19 protein-coding genes are annotated in these 18,022 nt (G+C 60.3%); 8 read left to right on the forward strand and 11 right to left on the reverse strand.

Annotated elements, in window-relative coordinates; genetic code table 11:
* Positions 1-2 precede the first annotated feature (2 nt).
* Entirely contained in the window at positions 3-941 is a 939-nt protein-coding gene (ribF, locus tag QNH97_RS24365) for a bifunctional riboflavin kinase/FAD synthetase (RefSeq protein WP_283554261.1), read from the reverse strand.
* Positions 942-1,071: 130 nt separating this feature from the next.
* A complete protein-coding gene (gene murJ, locus QNH97_RS24370) occupies positions 1,072-2,610 on the reverse strand; it encodes a murein biosynthesis integral membrane protein MurJ (RefSeq protein WP_283554262.1) in 1,539 nt (512 codons plus the stop codon).
* Between the two features lie 254 nt (positions 2,611-2,864).
* Between murJ and rpsT the strand changes: the two genes are divergently transcribed.
* Entirely contained in the window at positions 2,865-3,143 is a 279-nt protein-coding gene (gene rpsT / locus QNH97_RS24375; RefSeq protein WP_003185593.1) for a 30S ribosomal protein S20, read from the forward strand.
* Positions 3,144-3,321: 178 nt separating this feature from the next.
* Here rpsT and QNH97_RS24380 read toward each other — a convergent pair whose 3' ends face one another.
* From QNH97_RS24380 to rplU, 5 genes are all read right to left on the reverse strand, one after another.
* Positions 3,322-3,786, reverse strand: coding sequence for a CreA family protein (locus QNH97_RS24380; protein WP_283554263.1), 465 nt, complete (start codon positions 3,784-3,786; stop codon positions 3,322-3,324).
* Positions 3,787-3,795: 9 nt separating this feature from the next.
* On the reverse strand, positions 3,796-4,914 hold the full coding sequence (gene proB, locus QNH97_RS24385) for a glutamate 5-kinase (RefSeq protein ID WP_283557545.1): 1,119 nt from the start codon (positions 4,912-4,914) through the stop codon (positions 3,796-3,798).
* A 298-nt stretch (positions 4,915-5,212) separates the two neighbouring features.
* A complete protein-coding gene (gene cgtA / locus QNH97_RS24390) occupies positions 5,213-6,436 on the reverse strand; it encodes an Obg family GTPase CgtA (protein WP_283554264.1) in 1,224 nt (407 codons plus the stop codon).
* A 190-nt stretch (positions 6,437-6,626) separates the two neighbouring features.
* A complete protein-coding gene (gene rpmA / locus QNH97_RS24395) occupies positions 6,627-6,884 on the reverse strand; it encodes a 50S ribosomal protein L27 (RefSeq protein ID WP_003176049.1) in 258 nt (85 codons plus the stop codon).
* A gap of 35 nt (positions 6,885-6,919) precedes the next feature.
* Positions 6,920-7,234: a 50S ribosomal protein L21 gene (gene rplU, locus QNH97_RS24400; RefSeq protein WP_003176051.1), complete on the reverse strand. Its 315-nt coding sequence runs from the start codon at positions 7,232-7,234 to the stop codon at positions 6,920-6,922.
* A gap of 251 nt (positions 7,235-7,485) precedes the next feature.
* Between rplU and QNH97_RS24405 the strand changes: the two genes are divergently transcribed.
* The 3 genes from QNH97_RS24405 to QNH97_RS24415 all read left to right on the forward strand — a co-directional run bounded on the left by QNH97_RS24405 (position 7,486) and on the right by QNH97_RS24415 (position 9,458).
* Positions 7,486-8,454: a polyprenyl synthetase family protein gene (locus tag QNH97_RS24405; protein ID WP_283554265.1), complete on the forward strand. Its 969-nt coding sequence runs from the start codon at positions 7,486-7,488 to the stop codon at positions 8,452-8,454.
* Positions 8,455-8,654: 200 nt separating this feature from the next.
* The gene (locus tag QNH97_RS24410; protein WP_053123983.1) at positions 8,655-8,996 is read left to right on the forward strand and encodes a zinc ribbon domain-containing protein YjdM; all 342 of its coding nucleotides are present in this window, start codon (positions 8,655-8,657) and stop codon (positions 8,994-8,996) included.
* A gap of 204 nt (positions 8,997-9,200) precedes the next feature.
* Positions 9,201-9,458 (forward strand): PA4570 family protein, encoded by a 258-nt coding sequence (locus QNH97_RS24415; protein ID WP_283554266.1) that lies wholly within the window; start codon positions 9,201-9,203, stop codon positions 9,456-9,458.
* Positions 9,459-9,584: 126 nt separating this feature from the next.
* On the opposite strand, the gene bamJ is transcribed toward QNH97_RS24415, so the two are convergent.
* From bamJ to QNH97_RS24435, 4 genes are all read right to left on the reverse strand, one after another.
* The gene (bamJ, locus tag QNH97_RS24420) at positions 9,585-10,202 is read right to left on the reverse strand and encodes a BamJ family beta-barrel-assembly machinery protein (RefSeq protein WP_283554267.1); all 618 of its coding nucleotides are present in this window, start codon (positions 10,200-10,202) and stop codon (positions 9,585-9,587) included.
* A 203-nt stretch (positions 10,203-10,405) separates the two neighbouring features.
* Entirely contained in the window at positions 10,406-10,894 is a 489-nt protein-coding gene (locus tag QNH97_RS24425; RefSeq protein WP_283554268.1) for a TIGR00645 family protein, read from the reverse strand.
* A 129-nt stretch (positions 10,895-11,023) separates the two neighbouring features.
* Positions 11,024-11,365, reverse strand: coding sequence for a PA4575 family protein (locus QNH97_RS24430; RefSeq protein ID WP_283554269.1), 342 nt, complete (start codon positions 11,363-11,365; stop codon positions 11,024-11,026).
* Positions 11,366-11,679: 314 nt separating this feature from the next.
* Positions 11,680-14,118 (reverse strand): Lon protease family protein, encoded by a 2,439-nt coding sequence (locus tag QNH97_RS24435; RefSeq protein WP_283554270.1) that lies wholly within the window; start codon positions 14,116-14,118, stop codon positions 11,680-11,682.
* 273 nt (positions 14,119-14,391) lie between these two features.
* Here QNH97_RS24435 and QNH97_RS24440 point away from each other — a divergent pair, with 273 nt between their 5' ends.
* The 4 genes from QNH97_RS24440 (at position 14,392) to QNH97_RS24455 (ending at position 17,859) form a co-directional block, all read left to right on the forward strand.
* The gene (locus QNH97_RS24440) at positions 14,392-14,880 is read left to right on the forward strand and encodes a DUF3015 domain-containing protein (RefSeq protein WP_057451579.1); all 489 of its coding nucleotides are present in this window, start codon (positions 14,392-14,394) and stop codon (positions 14,878-14,880) included.
* Positions 14,881-14,970: 90 nt separating this feature from the next.
* Positions 14,971-16,824, forward strand: a complete 1,854-nt coding sequence (locus QNH97_RS24445; protein ID WP_283554271.1) for an Lnb N-terminal periplasmic domain-containing protein — start codon at positions 14,971-14,973, stop codon at positions 16,822-16,824.
* Positions 16,825-16,940: 116 nt separating this feature from the next.
* Positions 16,941-17,297, forward strand: a complete 357-nt coding sequence (locus tag QNH97_RS24450) for a hypothetical protein (protein ID WP_283554272.1) — start codon at positions 16,941-16,943, stop codon at positions 17,295-17,297.
* Between the two features lie 70 nt (positions 17,298-17,367).
* Entirely contained in the window at positions 17,368-17,859 is a 492-nt protein-coding gene (locus tag QNH97_RS24455; protein WP_283554273.1) for a GreA/GreB family elongation factor, read from the forward strand.
* Positions 17,860-18,022 lie beyond the last annotated feature (163 nt).

Below are 18,022 nucleotides of genomic sequence, written 5' to 3' on the forward strand. Positions count from 1 at the left end.
CATTAGCGATTGGCGCTGGTTGCGACAAGGGCACGGGCGGCGGCGATATCTGCATGGATCGCCGTCTTGAGCGCCTCCAGAGAGGCAAAACGCTGCTCTTCACGCAGCTTTTGGTGGAAAACCACCGTCAAACGCCGGTCATACAGATCGCCGGCAAAATCCAGAACATGTACTTCGAGGTGGGCCTTGCCATCTCCCTGGACCGTGGGTCGTACGCCGATATTGGCGACACCGGGCCAGGTCTTGCCATCGATCTCGACACTCACCAGGAACACCCCGGTCAGTGGCACACGACGACGCTTGAGTTGCACGTTGGCCGTCGGCGTGCCCAATTGGCGCGCCAGCTTCTGCCCGTGCAGGATCCGCCCGGCAATCCGGTACGGCCGGCCGAGCAAGCGCTCGGCCAATTCGAAGTCGGCCGCCGACAGGGCATTGCGAACCTGGGTGCTGCTGACGCGCAAGCCATCGATCTCGACCGTCTGTGCCGCTTCGACGGTGAAGCCCTGGGCGATACCGGCCTGTTGCAGGTAATCGAAATCCCCCGACCGGTCACAGCCGAAACGGAAATCATCGCCGACTTCCAGATGCTTCACGCCGAGACCGTCCACCAGGATCGTGTCGACGAACTCGGCAGCGCTGAGCTTGCTCAAGCGCTGATTGAAGGCCAGGCACAGGACCCGGTCGACGCCTTCGGCGGCCAGCAATTGCAGTTTGTCCCGCAGCCGGGCCAAGCGGGCCGGGGCGGTGTCCGGGGCGAAAAACTCCCGGGGCTGCGGTTCGAAGATCACCACGCAGCTGGGCACGCCCAATTCCAGCGCACGCTCGCGCAGTCGCGCCAGGATAGCCTGGTGGCCACGGTGAACACCGTCAAAGTTGCCAATAGTGGCGACACAGCCCCGATGTTGGGGGCGCAGGTTGTGGAGGCCTCGAACCAGCTGCATAACGCGCTTCTTGCTCATAAAGTGGCCGATTATAACCACACACGGCGGCCGACGACAGGCAACACCGCACCCCAAAGTGATCGAACCGACAAAACCGCCGTCCAGCCTTGGATTATCGAGGGCCAGCCCCTCAACTCAAGGCCTTGCGGTTGAAGTCGCGCAGGCGGAATCCCATCAGCAGCAACATGCCGAAATACGCCACCACGCCAGCAATGACGAGCACGCCCAGGCGCAGGAAACGCTCGAGCATCTGCCCGTCGCCCCAGGGCGGCATGAAATGCATCGCTCCCAGCAAAACCGCCGACATCACGGCCACGGCTACCAGCAGCTTGAGGCCAAACTTGCCCCAGCCCGGTTGCGGCTGATACATCTTCTGTTTGCGCAGTTGGTAAAACAGCAAACCGGCATTCAGGCAGGCGCCGGCACTGATTGCCAGGGCCAGGCCGGCGTGGGCCAGCGGACCGATCAGCAACAGGTTGAACAACTGGGTCATCACCAGGGTGAAAATGGCGATCTTCACCGGCGTGCGGATGTTCTGCTGGGCGTAGAAGCCCGGCGCCAGCACCTTGATCACGATGATCCCGAGCAAGCCCACCGAGTAAGCGACCAGCGCTCGCTGGGTCATCGAGGCGTCAAACGCGCTGAATTGACCGTATTGAAACAAAGAAACGGTCAGCGGCTCGGCCAGGATCCCCAGCGCCAGGGAACAGGGCAACACCAATACAAAGCACAAGCGCAGGCCCCAGTCGAGAATGCGCGAGTATTCCTGGCGGTCCTGGCTGGCGTAGGTCTTGGCCAGGGTTGGCAAAAGAATCGTGCCCAGGGCCACGCCCAATACGCCGGACGGCAATTCCATCAGACGGTCGGCGTAGTACATCCAAGACACCGAACCGGCCACCAGGAACGAGGCGAAAATGGTGTTGATGATCAGGGAGATCTGGCTCACCGAGACACCGAGGATCGCCGGCAGCATCTGTTTCATCACCCGCCACACGCCACTGTCACGCAGGTTCAGCCGCGGCAGTACCAGCATGCCGATCTTCTTCAGGTGCGGCAGTTGATACAGCAACTGGGCCAAGCCGCCCACCAGCACCGCCCAGCCAAGGGCCATTACCGGGGGATCGAAGTACGGCGTCAGGAACACCGCAAATACGATCATGCTGACGTTGAGCAGGGTCGGCACAAAGGCCGGCACGGAAAAACGGTTCCAGGTATTGAGGATCGCCCCGGCCAGGGATGACAGGGAAATCAGCAATATATAAGGAAAGGTCACCCGCAGCAGATCAGCGGTGAGCTGGAATTTTTCCGGGGTGTCGGTGAAGCCCGGTGCCGTGGCCCAGATCACCCACGGGGCGGCGAGCATGCCGGCGGCCGTGACCAGCGCCAGCACCAAGGTCAACAAACCGGTGACGTAGGCAATGAACGTGCGGGTCGCCTCGTCGCCCTTCTGGCTTTTATATTCCGCCAGGATCGGCACAAAGGCCTGGGAAAACGCCCCCTCGGCGAAGATCCGCCGCAGCAGGTTGGGCAACTTGAAGGCAATGAAGAAGGCATCGGTGGCCATTCCGGCGCCGAATATCCGCGCGATCAGCGTGTCGCGAACGAAGCCCAGGACACGGGAAAGCATCGTGATAGAGCTGACGGCAGCCAACGATTTGAGCAGATTCATGAAAAGAGTTTTTGCCTGTCGATAAACAGCAGGCGAACAACGCGCCCACTTATGCGATACTCCGCGCCGCTAAACAGCACAGAGCCAAAGCCCGCGAGTTTACAGGTCGCACGCCGGAAAGAAATCCTTCGGTGCGCTGCACCTGCCATTCAGCGGAACGCGTCACCCGCCCTTGACAACACATCAACTCATCGGCATGATTCGCGGCCTATTTTGTTTGCTATTTCCTAAAAAGTCTTTCGAGGAGCTCGACGGTGGCCAACACACCTTCCGCCAAAAAACGTGCAAAACAGGCTGAGAAGCGTCGCAGCCACAACGCCAGCCTGCGTTCCATGGTCCGTACCTACATCAAGAACGTAGTTAAGGCCATCGACGCAAAAGACGCTGAAAAAGCCCAAGCTGCTTACGTTCTGGCTGTGCCAGTTATCGACCGCATGGCCGATAAAGGCATCATCCACAAGAACAAGGCTGCTCGCCATAAGAGCCGCCTGAATGGCCACGTAAAGGCCCTGAACGTTGCCGCTGCTGCCTAAGCGACGCGTTCATTAAAAAACCGACCTCAGGGTCGGTTTTTTATTGCCTGGGATTTAACAGGCACGCCGCAAAAAATGTGGGAGCGAGCTTGCTCGCGATGGCGGAGCATCAGACAAATCTTCGTTACTGACGCACCGCCATCGCGAGCAAGCTCGCTCCCACAGGGCTATATGCTGATTATTGAGCGCGGGCCCACGGCAAGATCGGAATCGCCGTCACCGCGTTCTGCGGGCTGCCCTCGATCACACGGTCGCTGTAGACCAGGTACACCAGTGTATTGCGCTTCTTGTCGAGAAAACGCACCACCTGCATGGTCTTGAACACCAGGGAAGTACGCTCCTTGAACACTTCCTCGCCATCCTTGAGCTCACCCTTGAAGTTGATGGGCCCCACTTGGCGGCAGGCGATGGACGCCTCGGCGCGATCCTCGGCCAGGCCCAGACCGCCCTTCACGCCGCCAGTCTTGGCCCGAGACAGGTAACAGGTCACGCCCTCGACCTTGGGATCATCGAATGCCTCGACCACGATCCGGTCGTTCGGCCCGACAAACTTGAACACCGTCGACACCTGGCCAATTTCCTCGGCCGACGCCAGCAGCGGTACTGCCAGCAGCAAGCCGACCAATCCTTTTGCCAAACCCATGATTTTTCCTTAGACGAGGATCAGGTTGTCACGGTGAACCAGTTCAGGCTCAGCCATGTAACCCAACAAACCGACAATCGCATCAGACGATTGACCGATGATTTTCTGCGCTTCCAATGCGCTGTAGTTAGCCAGGCCACGGGCAATCTCGCGCCCATCCGGCGCCACGCACACGACCATTTCGCCGCGACGGAAACTGCCTTGGACCAGCTTCACACCCACCGGCAGCAGGCTTTTGTTGCCTTGGGACAGGGCCGACACGGCGCCTGCGTCCAGCACCAGCGTGCCACGGGTTTGCAGGTGCCCGGCCAGCCATTGCTTGCGCGCAGCCAGCATGCCGCGCTCAGGGGACAGCAAAGTACCGATGCGCTCGCCGGTTTTCAGGCGATCCAGCACCCGCTCCAACCGACCACCAACAATGACCGTGTGCGCCCCGGAACGCGCCGCCAGACGCGCGGCACGCAGCTTGGTCTGCATGCCGCCACGACCCAGCGCACCACCAGTACCGCCCGCCACTGCATCCAGCGCCGGATCATCGGCACGGGCTTCGTAGATCAACTGGGCATTGGGGTTGTTGCGCGGATCAGCGTCGAACATACCGTCGCGATCCGTAAGAATCACCAGCAGATCGGCCTCCACCAGGTTCGCCACCAGCGCGGCCAGAGTGTCGTTATCGCCGAAACGGATTTCGTCGGTGACCACGGTGTCGTTCTCGTTGATCACCGGGATGACTTTCAGCTCCACCAGCGCCCGCAAGGTACTGCGGGCGTTGAGGTAGCGCTTGCGATCGGACAGGTCGTCGTGGGTCAGCAGGATCTGCGCCGTATGGCGGCCATGTTCGGCAAAGCTCGACTCCCAGGCCTGCACCAGCCCCATCTGGCCGATGGCAGCGGCGGCCTGCAGCTCGTGCATCGCGCTGGGTCGCGACGTCCAGCCCAAACGGCTCATACCGGCTGCCACAGCCCCTGAAGAGACCAACACCAGCTCGACGCCGGCCTCATGCAAGGCCACCATCTGCTCGACCCATACCGCCATCGCCTGGCGATCCAGACCCTTGCCATCCGCCGTCAGCAGTGCGCTGCCGATCTTCACGACCCAGCGCCGCGCCCCCGTCACCTTGCTCCGCATCATCTTCAACCTTTGCCAGCGAACGGCGCGACCCAGCGACGTCCATGGGATTATTCGTATTTGCGTTTTACAGAAACCAAAACGCCGCTCGAATGAGCGGCGCCTTGGAAACCGGCTGGCTGCGATGATAACACCGCACCGAAACACTTGAACCTGTCCCTATGCCAGCCACTTGGAAATCCCTGTGGGAGCGAGCCTGCTCGCGATGGCGTCGGATCAGCAACATTGATGCCGGCTGACACGCCGCTTTCGCGAGCAGGCTCGCCCCACAGTTTCAGTTCCAAATGATCAGGATTGATCAGTCGCGAACGTAGATGATTTCCGGACCGTCTTCATCATCCACGTCTTCCTCGTCCCAATCGTCGTCACCGATGTCATGGACCGACTTCACGCCACTGCGACGCAGGGCACGCTGATCATCCAACGCCTGAAGCTGGGCACGGGCCTCGTCTTCGATACGTTGATCGAGCTCGGCCAGCTCTTCCCGGTAGGCCGGGTCATTGGCCAGGCGATCGGCGCGATCTTCCAGGTAGCGCATGATGTCGTGGCACAGGCGCTCGGTGCCTTCTTTGGCAATGGCCGAGATCACGTGGACCGGACCTTCCCACTCAAGGCGATCGACAATTTCCTTGACCCGCTCTTCGTGCTCTTCTTCGAGGATCTGGTCGCATTTGTTCAGCACCAGCCAGCGATCACGCTCGGCCAGGGCCGGGCTGAACTTGGTCAGCTCGCTGACGATGACTTCGGCGGCATCGGCGGCACTGGTGTCATCGAGCGGCGCCATGTCCACGAGGTGCAGCAACAGGCGCGTACGGGACAAATGCTTGAGGAAGCGAATCCCCAAGCCGGCACCATCGGAAGCGCCCTCGATCAGCCCCGGAATGTCCGCGACCACGAAGCTCTTCCAACGGTCGACGCTGACCACGCCCAGGTTCGGCACCAGGGTGGTGAACGGGTAATCAGCCACTTTCGGCTTGGCTGCCGAGACGGAGCGAATGAAGGTGCTCTTGCCAGCATTCGGCAGACCCAGCAGGCCCACGTCAGCCAGCACTTTCATTTCCAACTTCAGGTCACGCTGCTCGCCGGGCTTGCCTGGCGTGGTCTGGCGCGGCGCGCGGTTGGTACTGGATTTGAAACGGGTGTTACCCAAGCCGTGCCAGCCGCCATGGGCGACCAGCAGACGCTGGCCAGCCTTGGTCAGATCGCCAATGACTTCCTGGGTGGCGGAGTCGATCACCGTGGTGCCGACCGGCACGCGCAGGACCAGGTCTTCGCCTTTTTTGCCGGTGCAGTCGGTGCTGCCGCCGTTGGAGCCACGCTCGGCATCGAAGTGCCGGGTGTAACGGTAGTCCACCAGGGTGTTGAGGTTTTCGTCGGCAAGCATGTAGATCGAGCCGCCGTCACCCCCATCACCACCGTTCGGGCCACCGTTTTCAATGAATTTTTCCCGACGGAAACTCATGCAACCATTGCCGCCGTCGCCAGCCTTTACTCGAATCGATACTTCATCAACAAACTTCATGACACACGCCTCTCGCCATACGGACGAGCCAAAAAAACAAGACATAAGACTCTTGCAAAAATGAACGCAGCGACCTGATGAAACGCCCCAATTGCAGCGCCGACAGCCCATACAGACAGTTTTGCAAGAGACTCACCCCACAAACGAAAAAGCCCCGTCGCAAGACAGGGCTTTTCCAGCATTCTCGCGATTAAGCCGCGACAACACTCACGTAACGGCGGTTGAACGCGCCCTTTACTTCGAACTTGATCACGCCTTCGATTTTAGCGAAGAGGGTGTGATCCTTACCCATGCCAACACCGTAACCGGCGTGGAATTGGGTGCCGCGCTGACGCACGATGATGTTGCCCGGAATGATCTTCTGGCCGCCATACATCTTCACGCCAAGGCGTTTGGCTTCTGAGTCGCGACCGTTACGGGTACTACCACCAGCTTTTTTGTGTGCCATGAGTTCAATTCTCCTAGTGAGGAATTAGGCTGAAATTAAGCCTGAATACCGGTGATTTTGATCTCGGTGTACCACTGGCGGTGGCCCATACGCTTCATGTGGTGCTTACGACGACGGAACTTGATGATGCGGACTTTATCGTGACGACCTTGGGAGATCACTTCAGCCACAACGGTAGCGCCAGCAACGACTGGAGCGCCGATATTCACGTCATCGCCGTTGGCGACCAACAGAACGCGATCAAAAGTCACGGATTCGCCGGTAGCGATTTCCAGTTTTTCGATCTTCAGGTATTCACCTGGGGCGACCTTGTATTGCTTGCCACCAGTAACAATTACTGCGTACGACATGGTATTTCTCCGATAATCCTGCTCACCCAGCGCTTTATAAGAAGAGGTATTGGCTGGCATGGCTGCATGGGCTGGAAGGCCCGGATGCAATTGCGTAAGGCAGGTGCTGCCCAGGAAGTTCAGGGTGCGCGATTGTACGCAAGCTGATCGAGCCTTGCAAGTAGCCGTCCGCGCCGTACAAGCATGCGCCTTGACAGGTCTGGGTGTGGGTCCTAGCATGCCGCGCAACCCTTCTGGAGCACCTGTCGCTGATGCAACCCCAAGCTTTCTACCGCGCGGTGGCGGACGATTTTAGCGCCGTCGACGGCATCATCAAGAAGCAGCTGACTTCCCGAGTGCCTCTGGTATCGAAAATCGGCGATTACATCACTTCAGCCGGTGGCAAGCGCCTGCGTCCTCTATTGGTGCTGTTGTGCGGCAAGGCCCTGGGTCGTGAAGGCGACGACATGCGCCTGCTGGCCGCCACCATCGAGTTCCTGCACACCGCAACCCTGCTGCACGACGACGTGGTCGACATGTCCGGCATGCGCCGCGGCCGTTCGACCGCCAACGCCATGTGGGGCAATGCCCCGAGCGTGCTGGTGGGCGACTTCCTCTATTCGCGCTCGTTCGAAATGATGGTCGAACTCGGCTCGATGCCGGTGATGAAGATCCTGTCCCAGGCCACGCGCATCATCGCCGAAGGCGAAGTGCTGCAGCTGTCCAAAGTGCGCGATGCCAGCACGACCGAAGAAACCTACATGGAAGTCATCCGCGGCAAGACCGCGATGCTCTTCGAAGCCTCGACCCACAGCGCCGCCGCCCTGGCCGACGCCAGCGCCGAGCAGCGTGAAGCGCTGCGCACCTTTGGCGATCACCTGGGCGTGGCGTTCCAATTGGTGGACGACTTGCTGGACTATAAGGGCGACGCTGAAACCCTGGGCAAGAACGTCGGCGACGACCTGGCCGAAGGCAAGCCAACCCTGCCACTGATCTACACCATGCGCGAAGGCACGCCAGAACAGGCGGCGCTGGTACGCAAGGCGATCCAGAAAGGCGGGATCGAAGACCTGGAAAGCATTCGCGAAGCAGTTGAGGCGTCCGGTTCGCTGGACTACACCGCAAAACTGGCCCGTGACTACGTCGCCCGCGCAATCAAATGCCTCGACGCCCTGCCGGCCAGCGAATACCGCGATGCGCTGGTGGAGTTGAGTGAGTTTGCGGTGGCTCGTACGCACTGATTGCACAGCAACCGCGAGCTTTTGTGGCGAGGGAGCTTGCTCCCGCTCGGTTGCGCAGCAACCGCAAGTGCCATATTGGGGCTGCTTCGCAGCCCAGCGGGAGCAAGCTCCCTCGCCACAGGACCGCGTACACCCCATTTCGATAACAAAACCCTATATAATGTGCGCCCTTTTGCCCTCCTGATACCCAAGGAACCTTAGTGAGCACGTTGCCTCCCTGCCCGAAATGCAATTCCGAATACACCTACGAAGACGGTACTCAACTGGTCTGCCCGGAGTGCGCCCACGAATGGTCTGCCAGCGGCGAAGCTGAAGCGGCGTCCGATGACACCGTGAAGAAAGATTCGGTCGGCAACGTCCTGCAGGACGGCGACACCATCACCGTGATCAAGGATCTCAAGGTCAAGGGCACATCGCTGGTGGTCAAGGTCGGCACCAAGGTCAAGAACATCCGCCTGTGCGATGGCGACCACGACATCGACTGCAAGATCGACGGCATCGGCCCGATGAAGCTCAAGTCCGAGTTCGTCAGAAAGGTCTGAGCCTTGTGTATTCCATCCCGCGCGCGCGCGTGGGATGGTGCTTCGCCCTCCCCGCTTCAGCCCCCGTTTTCCGCACACAGCCAAGCCTCAGTCGGTCTGACCCGTCACGACCCACCGTCAGAAAACGAATCGGACCACCAATAGAGACTTGCTATTTAGCGAATAAGAATTATTCTCATCGAACCCATCAAGGAGATGAGAACCATGACTTATTTGATCGATGCCTGGCTGGACCGCCCACATCCCTACCTCCGGATCCTGCATCGGGAAACCGGGGAAGTCTGTGCAGTGCTTGAAGAAGAAGCCCTGAGCGAGTTGCAGGACCAAGGGGATCTGGACCTCAGCAGCCTCAATTCCAGCGAACCGCTGGTGCTCAAGGAGCTGGTGCGCAATCTGTTCCTGTTCTGTTATGCCCGGGCGTTGCGCCCGACGAGTGATTTCAATGGCAGGTTTCACGGATGAAGCAGGCAAACCCTGTGGGAGCGAGCTTGCTCGCGATGGCGGCGTATCAGCTGACAAGATGTCGTCTGACCCTCCGCTTTCGCGAGCAAGCTCGCTCCCACAAGAGCTTGTTCAAGCGTTGATGCCTTACAGCACGTCCAGCAACTCGACGTCGAATACCAGTACGCTGTGCGGCGGGATGCTGCCAACGCCTTGAGCGCCGTAAGCCAGTTCGCTCGGCACATACAGGCGCCATTTGCTGCCGGCGTTCATCAATTGCAGTGCCTCGGTCCAGCCAGGAATCACGCCGCCCACCGGGAATTCGGCAGGCTGGCCACGATCGTAGGAGCTGTCGAACACAGTGCCGTCGATCAGGGTACCGTGGTAATGGGTACGCACCTGGTCTTCACGGGACGGCTTGGCGCCTTCGCCCTGGGTCAGCACTTCGAACTGCAGGCCCGAAGCCAAAGTGGTGATGCCGTCGCGCTTGGCATTTTCAGCCAGGAACGCACGGCCTTCGCCAGCGGCGGCTTCAGCCTTGGCGGCTGCTTCGGCCTGCATGATTTCGCGGATGACTTTGAAGCTGGCGGACATCTCGTCCTGGCCCACACGGCTTGGCTTGCCGGCGAAAGCGTCGGTCAGGCCGGCCAGGATCGCGTCCAGGCTGACGCCCGGTGGCGGGTTGTCGCGCAGCTGGTCGCCCAACTGACGGCCAATGCCGTAGCTGACGCGGGTTTCGTCGGTGGACAGGTTAACTTCGGACATGATGCTGCTCCGCTGTGCGGACGGCTCGGGAAATTGCCGTGCGTGACACAGCGCCTCCCGGAGCGCCCGGAACCAAAAGGGCGAGCAGACTAGCACAGATGCCGGGGCGGGTGACGAGCCCCCGCTTCAAAGCGCCGCCCAGAAACGACAACGCCCGCCTGCCTCTCTGCAGGCGGGCGCCGCGCCAAGGCGATGAAACGATCTCAGTGCTTGGTCAGCTTATCCAGGTAGCCCATGGCAAATGCCGAGACCACGAACGTCATGTGGATGATCACGTACCACATCAGGTGTTCGGGATCGACGTTCTTGGCGTCCATGAAAATGCGCAGCAGGTGAATGGAGGAAATGGCCACGATCGAGGCCGCGACTTTCATCTTCAGCGATGAAGAGTCCATGGTGCCCAACCAGTTGAGCTTTTCCTTGTCGTCGGCGATGTCCAGTTGCGAGACGAAGTTTTCGTAGCCGGAGATCATCACCATCACCAGCAGCCCGCCCACCAGCGCCATGTCGATCAGCGACAGCAGCACCAGGATCAGCTCGGATTCGGCCATGGCAAACACGTTGGGGATGACGTGAAAGACTTCCTGGAAAAATTTCAGCGCCAGGGCCAGCAAGCCCAGGGACAGCCCGAAGTAGATCGGCGCCAGCAGCCAACGGGAGGCGTACATTGCATTTTCGATAAAGCGTTCCATTGAATCTCACCAGGGCTGAAAAATCGCGGCGAGTATATCAGCCGCGGCCGGCCCCATAAACGCCGGGCCTGTCCTTGGCTCGAGCCCTTATTTCAAAACTTTACAGCCGATGCCTGTGCGACGACGCCCTCAATGCAGCGGGCGAAACTCGAAGCCGTCGATACTGCGATAACGACCGCCGTTGATCTCACGCAATTGAGCCTGCATGTGCAGGCACCAGATTTGCGGATCGTCGGCCAACGTATAACCGTGTGTGGTCAGGGTCTGGACGATGGTATCGAGGATCGATTCCGCGGCGTTCGGACCAGGAAACGGGCCCTGGGCCTTGATGGCGGAAGGTTGTTCACCGGCCATTCCGGCGGCGAAGAGCACGGTCCACATACCGGTATCTCCCGCGAGTGGGCGGATGGCACATTCGATACGGGTGACAAGGCCCAGGCATTGACGAGTGAGGCAAAGGTTGCGCGACATGGCGGCGCCCCTCGGTAGATCCGGTATTCAGCCCCTTGAGGAGGCTGTTTCGATCCAATGATGACTCTCGTTATCCTTGAGCTGAGGATAGAAGAAAAGTTCCGGGCGCAAGGGTTTCCGAGACCAGAATACGCCGAGCGGTCATAGTGTGAATATTGACGCCAAAGTGGCGGCGTTTTTTTTGAAATAGCCCAAATAAAATTGTGGGAGCGAGCTTGCTCGCGATAGCGGTGTGACAGTCGACTGATGAGTGACTGAAATTCCGCTATCGCGAGCAAACTCGCTCCCACAGGGCCCCACATGGAATGCAGCAATCAGGCCGGCTTGGCCTCCGCCAACGCCTGCTGCGCCAGTTCCTTTTCCGCTTCCTTGATGTCGTCTTCGCTGATCATCTCGGCGATGACCCGCAGCCGCTCCACCACCCGTGCGTTGACGCTGCCCTCAGGAAACTCGCCATTTTCATCCGGTTCACCGGCAGGCTCGCCCACCAGCAGGCTCAAGGCTTCGTCGGCCTGGCGCACGGCATAGACGTGGAATTGCCCGGCGCGCACGGCGGCCAGCACTTTCTCGTCGAGCATCAGGGTAGCGACGTTGGCCTGGGGAATGATCGCCCCTTGTTCACCGGTCAGCCCACGGGCTTCGCAGAGGCGGAAGAAGCCTTCGATCTTCTCGTTGACCCCCCCCACCGCCTGCACTTCACCGAACTGGTTGATCGAGCCGGTGATGGCGAAGCATTGCTTCAACGGCGTCTTCGACAGGGCCGAAATCAGCGTGCACGCCTCGCCCAGGGAGGCGCTGTCGCCATCCACATAGCCGTAGGACTGTTCCAGGGCGATGCTGGCGGAGATCGCCAGCGGAAATTCCTGGGCATAACGGCTACCCAGGTAACCCGTGAGGATCATCACGCCCTTGGAGTGGATCGGCTGGCCAAGGTTGACCTCCCGCTCGATGTCGACGATCCCGCTGCCACCCGGATACACCGTGGCGGAAATCCGCGCCGGCACACCGAACGCCGAGTCGCCGACCTCGAGCACCGTCAACCCGTTGCATTTACCCACCGCCGCGCCGTCGGTGTCGATCAGGATGATCCCCGCCAGCATGTCGTCGAGGATCCGTGCCGAGACACGCCCGGTGCGCGTGGCCTTGGCCTTGAGGGCGCGTTCGATGTGGCCGGCGTCGGTCATCTCGTCACCGGCCAGCTGACGAATGAAATCCGCCTCGCTGACCAGCTGGAACAGGTCTCCGATCCGCGCCGACAAGCGCCCCTGGTGCTCGGCCAGGCGAGCACTGTAGGTGGCCAGGCGCGCCACCGCATCGGCGGTCAGCGGGGCCATGCCTTCTTCCGAAGTGCGGGTCTTGAGCAACTGGGCGAACTGCTCCAGGCTCTCGTCGCCCATCGGGATGTCTTCGTCGAAGTCCACCAGCACGCGGAACATTTCCTGAAAGTCCGGATCCAGGTCCTGCAACGTGTAGTAGAGCTGGCGGGCGCCGATGATCACGACCTTGACCTGCAACGGAATGTGCTGCGGCGTCAGGGTCACCGTGGCCAAACGACCCAGCTCACCCAGCGGCGATTCCATTTTCAGCTTGCGCGATTGCAGGGCGCGCTTGAGCGCATCCCACACGAACGGCTCACTGAGCATTTTTTCAGCTTCGAGAATCAGAAAACCACCGTTTGCCCGATGAAGCGCACCCGGACGCAGCTGCCGATACGTGGTGTAGAGCGCCCCCTGGTCGGTGCTGTATTCGATGCGGCCGAACAGGTTGTCGTAGGTCGGGTGCGGCTCGAACACCACCGGGGCGCCACCACTGAACGGATGCCCCACTACCAGGCTCGGTGCGTACTGTTCTTCCAGCAGCTTGCGGGCGATGGCGTCGGTCTTGCTGTCGTCCACCAGTTGCTCGACCACGGTCTTGAGCAGGTACACCTGCATCGCCTGCAAGTATCCGCAGACCGCCGCGTTCTCCGCGTATTTTTCCGACAGCGGCGCCAGCAAGGGTTGCAGGGCCAAGGTGATGGTTTCTTCGTTGAGCTGGCGCAACTGGTTGCTGGACTCGCGCTTCCACTGCGGCAGGCTGGCGAGTTCTTCGTTCAGACGCTCTTCGAGGCCGGAAATGTCGTCATGGAAACGTTCGCGCTCGGCCTCCGGCAACTGGGCGAATTCCGCCTCATCCAGCGCCTTGCCTTCGCTCATTGGCGTGAAAGCGATGTTGGTGCTGTCACGGTACAGCGCGACATCTTTCTCCAATGCCAGGCGCTCGATCACATCGAGCGCACGGTCGTAGCGCTGGTTGAACGCGCGGTCGATGGCGCTTTTTTTCTGCTGGTAGGACGGGTGCTCGAACACCGCCGGAAAGGTCGCCAACAGGTTGTCGATCAGGCCGTTGATATCGGCGATGAAAGCCCCGGCAGTACCCGAGGGCAGCTCAAGGGCCCGGGGTTCGCGAGGCTCATCGAAGTTGTTGACATAGACCCAGTCGGCCGGGGTTTGCAGGCGCTTGCCTTCGGCCTTGAGATAGCGTTTGACGAACGAAAACCGGCCAGTGCCGGGCTCGCCCATGACAAATACGTTGTAACCGGGGCGCGGCATGGCCACGCCGAACTGCAATGCTTCGACCGCACGTTCCTGGCCAAGCACACCGCGGAAAGGCTCCAGATCATTGGTGGTAGAGAAGCTGAACTGTTCAGCGGAAAACGGACGGGTCAGCGCTTCGGGCGCTAGACGCAAGCTGGCAGCAACAGGATCAGGCATCGGGCTTCCTTACATCAGGCGGGGCAGATAACGGCATTCTGGCGTCCCCCGCACCTGACTGGCAAGGAGCGCCTCAGGCCAAAGCATAGTCGAGGGACATACCCCGGGCGGGGCTCAGTAAATTCGGGACTTGAAGGATAGTTTTTGCAAAATGTCACGGAACCCTTGGATCGTGCCTAAACTCCAAATTGCGCGGCTGGAATATAACCAGCCCACTGGCAGCTGTAGGGGCCAGACCCTGTCCATTGGTATGCACATAAAGAGAACATAGCTATGAAACGGATTCTTCTCGGTACTCTCTTCACCGCTGTATCCCTCAACGCCATGGCCCAGGCGCCGGGCGGCCCGGATTGCGGCTGGGGCAACATGCTGTTCGAAGGTCAGCGTGGCACTCCAGCTCACTTCCTGGCATCCACCACCAACGGCACCTCCGGTAACGCTACCTTCGGCATGACCTCCGGCACCAACGGCTGCTCGACCAACGCGGCGCTGACCTACGGTGGCAAGTCCTGGCTGGCCATGAATGGCATGATGAACGAGCTGTCCGAAGACATGGCCAAGGGTCAGGGCGAAGCACTGACCACCTACGCCGTGGTACTGGGCGTGGCGCCGGAAGACCGTGCGCATTTCTCTGCCGTCACTCACGAGCACTTCCAGCAGATCTTCAGCAAGGCTGACGTGACTGCCGAAGACGTGCATACCAACACTCTGGCTGTACTGAAAAGCGATCCTCGCCTGGCCAAGTACGCAACTCAAGCTTAAGCTCGGTACCACTCGCTCCTCTCGGGGAGCGGGTTTTTCTTTTTGGGGCCCCTTTCGGTCTTTTATTTTCGACTTTCCAAGTAGCCGACTATGCTCAAACGCCTTGCCTGGCTGGCGCTCTGTGTGTGCGCCCCGCTGTCCGCCGCGCCTCATGTCGACCCTCAACGTTTGCAGCAACTGGCCAACGACCGCTTCTGGATTTCCCTGGGCCACTACGAAACCGCCAAGCTTGGCGGCTGGCGCAGCTATGTCAGCGACAGGAAATTCTTCCTCGCGCCCGACGGCAATGAACACCCCGACCGTGAGCTGACCGCCACGCTGCAAGCCCTGTATGGCCCGGCCAGCGCCGGCCAGCAGCACGCCCAGTGCGTGTTCCCGGCGCGAACGCGCTGGCTCAAGGCGCAGCTCAAGCTGACGGACCTGCCGGCCATCGATTGCAGCGAATTCACCCAGTGGTTCAAGGACGTGTCGCCCCACAGCGCGGTGATGATTTTCCCGGCCGCGTACCTGAACAGCCCTTCTTCGATGTTCGGCCATACCTTGCTGCGCATCGACCAGGCCGATGTGCAAAGCGACAAGACAGCCCTGCTCAGCTATGCGATCAATTTCGGCGCCTACATCGAAGGCTCGGACAACAGCATCCTCTACGCCTGGAAAGGCCTGATGGGCGGCTATCCCGGCCTGTTCGCCCTGGTGCCGTACCAGGAAAAACTCTCCGAATACCGTAGCCTGGAGAACCGCGACCTGTGGGAATACCGCCTCAACCTGAGCCAGGCGGAAACCGAGCGCATGGTCGAACACGTCTGGGAACTCAAGCAGATTCAGTTCGACTATTTCTTCTTCGACGAAAACTGTTCCTATCGCCTGCTCGAATTGCTCCAAGTGGCCCGCCCCAGCCTGCGCCTGACCGAACAATTCCCGCTGACGGCGATTCCCACCGACACCGTCAAGGCCGTGAAAGAAGCCGGACTGGTGGAGAGCATCGACTATCGGCCGTCCCGGGAACGGGAACTGCTCAGTCGCGCCGAACCGCTCACCGACGACGAGCAACAATGGGTGCTGAAGGTCAGCGCCGACCAGCAGCAACTGCAAGCCCCTGCATTCAAAGCGCTGCCACGGGCGCGCCAGGCGCTGATCATCGATGCGGCGTATCGTCTGGAGCGCTATCGCGCCAACGGCCAGGAACGCGATCCGCAACGTTCCCAACGCAGCTTCGAACTGTTGCGCGCAATCAACCAGAACCCCGCGCCGGAACTCGACATCCCGCAACCCGGCCTGCCCGAGGATGGCCATGAATCGCGCACCTGGCAGGCCGGCCTCGGCACCCGGGGCGACCGGGCGTTCGGTGAGTATGGCTTGCGCATGGCCTACCACGACCTCAACGACAACGCCGAGAGCTTCCCCCTGGGCGCGCAGATCGAAATTCTCCAATTGAAACTGCGTCAGTACGAAGGCAATGACTGGCAGTTGCAGCAACTGGACCTGGCGACTATTCGTTCCCTGACCCCGCGCAACGAGCTGCTGCAACCGCTGTCCTGGCAGGTTACCGGGGGCCTGGAGCGGGTGCCGGGCAAACACGACGATGAAACCTTGGTCAGCCACGTCAATGGCGGCGCCGGTGGTACCTGGGCGCTGGGCGAAGATGTCCTGGGCTTTGCGCTGGGCACGGTGCGGGTCGAGCACAACAATGACTTCGCCCAGTTCATCGCCCCGGCCGCCGGTTTCAACAGCGGGGTGCTGTGGAAAAATCCGTTGGGCAACCTGAGCCTGGAAGCCAAGGGCGACTATTTCGTCAACGGCGAAGTGCGCCGTAGCCTGAGCCTGAATCAACAATGGGAATTGTCCCGCAACCTCGGCCTGCGCTTGAGTGCCCAGCGGGAATTCAGCCAATTGGCTTCGCCGGAGAACGAGGTGATGCTCGAGGTGAAGTGGTATCACTATTGACCGAGGCGTCTCTGCACGCGCACAGGGACAAACGGATTAATCACAGGGCTTTCACATCGGCCTGACGAATCCGCCTCTAGACTTCTCGTATAAGCGGATATGGCGGGAAGGCACAAATGAGGCGCACGGCAGTGGTACTGGGTGTGTTGATGCTGCTCGGCGGCTGTGAAACCACCCATGAAGACCTGATCGCCCGAGGTTATCCACCAGCGTTCGCCGACGGTTACGACGACGGTTGCAGCAGCGGCCGGCAAGCGGCCGGGGTGATCACCGGACAGTTCAGGAAAGACGTGCCGCGCTATCTCAAGGACCCGCACTACGCCGAAGGCTGGAGCGATGGTTTCCGTCAGTGCCAGGCCATGCGCGAAAGCGAAGAGCGTAATGCCTACCGCGAGCGTCATTGGGATGACCACGAACGGGCCTGGCAACAAGAGAAGGATCGGGACGCCGGCCGGGCGTACCGCTCGCCGTGAGTCGCGTACAGATATCCATCGAAACCAAAAGCCTGCCACCATGGCCCAAGCTCCAATAGAGGAGAACACCATGAGCCGCGCTTTCGTCAACGAAGACAACGCCGCTGCCCAGGCCGATCAGCCGGTCGAACGCCAGGTCAGTGCGCAACCCAATTACGTCACCCCCAGCGGGTTTGCTCAATTGCAGGCCCGGGTCGCCGAGTTGCAGGCGTTGCACAGCCAGCAGACCGCCAGGAAAGATCAGTCAGACAAACAGCGCATCGCCGACATCGAACGGGACCTGCGCTATTTCAACCAACGCTTGCAAAGCGCGCAGGTCGTTGCGCCGACGTCAGCGGAACAGGTGCGCATCGGGCATTGGGTGACCTTTGTCGATGAGCACGATCAGCAACAGCGAGTGCAATTGGTGGGTGAAGACCAGGCCGATGCGGCGAGTGGGCTGATCAACTGGGGCTCCCCCCTGGGGCGGGCGTTGCTGGGGGCGAAGGCTGGGGATGAGGTGATCTGGGAGCGACCTGTCGGGAATCTCGCCATTGAAGTCGTTGCGATAGAGGTTGATTAATGGACTAGGCGGCCGGCGCTTGTTAGTACAATGATAAAAAATAAAACATTTCCAACAGGGTCGCATAAAGAGCGTTAAAGCCTCTAGCGCTAGAGCGTGGGAACAGCACATTACATGCCTGTAGCAACATGTAACCGCAACATAAGGTCATAACGACATGTTT

It is taken from the genome of Pseudomonas sp. G2-4 (genome assembly GCF_030064125.1).
Classification (GTDB): domain Bacteria; phylum Pseudomonadota; class Gammaproteobacteria; order Pseudomonadales; family Pseudomonadaceae; genus Aquipseudomonas.

Coding starts and splice junctions, on each gene's coding strand:
- ribF (WP_283554261.1), bottom strand. CDS start 941: ATGCAGCTGGTTCGAGGCCTCCACAACCTGCGCCCCCAACATCGGGGC.
- murJ (WP_283554262.1), bottom strand. CDS start 2,610: ATGAATCTGCTCAAATCGTTGGCTGCCGTCAGCTCTATCACGATGCTT.
- QNH97_RS24380 (WP_283554263.1), bottom strand. CDS start 3,786: ATGGGTTTGGCAAAAGGATTGGTCGGCTTGCTGCTGGCAGTACCGCTG.
- proB (WP_283557545.1), bottom strand. CDS start 4,914: ATGCGGAGCAAGGTGACGGGGGCGCGGCGCTGGGTCGTGAAGATCGGC.
- cgtA (WP_283554264.1), bottom strand. CDS start 6,436: ATGAAGTTTGTTGATGAAGTATCGATTCGAGTAAAGGCTGGCGACGGC.
- rpmA (WP_003176049.1), bottom strand. CDS start 6,884: ATGGCACACAAAAAAGCTGGTGGTAGTACCCGTAACGGTCGCGACTCA.
- rplU (WP_003176051.1), bottom strand. CDS start 7,234: ATGTCGTACGCAGTAATTGTTACTGGTGGCAAGCAATACAAGGTCGCC.
- QNH97_RS24405 (WP_283554265.1), top strand. CDS start 7,486: ATGCAACCCCAAGCTTTCTACCGCGCGGTGGCGGACGATTTTAGCGCC.
- QNH97_RS24415 (WP_283554266.1), top strand. CDS start 9,201: ATGACTTATTTGATCGATGCCTGGCTGGACCGCCCACATCCCTACCTC.
- bamJ (WP_283554267.1), bottom strand. CDS start 10,202: ATGTCCGAAGTTAACCTGTCCACCGACGAAACCCGCGTCAGCTACGGC.
- QNH97_RS24425 (WP_283554268.1), bottom strand. CDS start 10,894: ATGGAACGCTTTATCGAAAATGCAATGTACGCCTCCCGTTGGCTGCTG.
- QNH97_RS24430 (WP_283554269.1), bottom strand. CDS start 11,365: ATGTCGCGCAACCTTTGCCTCACTCGTCAATGCCTGGGCCTTGTCACC.
- QNH97_RS24435 (WP_283554270.1), bottom strand. CDS start 14,118: ATGCCTGATCCTGTTGCTGCCAGCTTGCGTCTAGCGCCCGAAGCGCTG.
- QNH97_RS24440 (WP_057451579.1), top strand. CDS start 14,392: ATGAAACGGATTCTTCTCGGTACTCTCTTCACCGCTGTATCCCTCAAC.
- QNH97_RS24445 (WP_283554271.1), top strand. CDS start 14,971: ATGCTCAAACGCCTTGCCTGGCTGGCGCTCTGTGTGTGCGCCCCGCTG.
- QNH97_RS24450 (WP_283554272.1), top strand. CDS start 16,941: ATGAGGCGCACGGCAGTGGTACTGGGTGTGTTGATGCTGCTCGGCGGC.
- QNH97_RS24455 (WP_283554273.1), top strand. CDS start 17,368: ATGAGCCGCGCTTTCGTCAACGAAGACAACGCCGCTGCCCAGGCCGAT.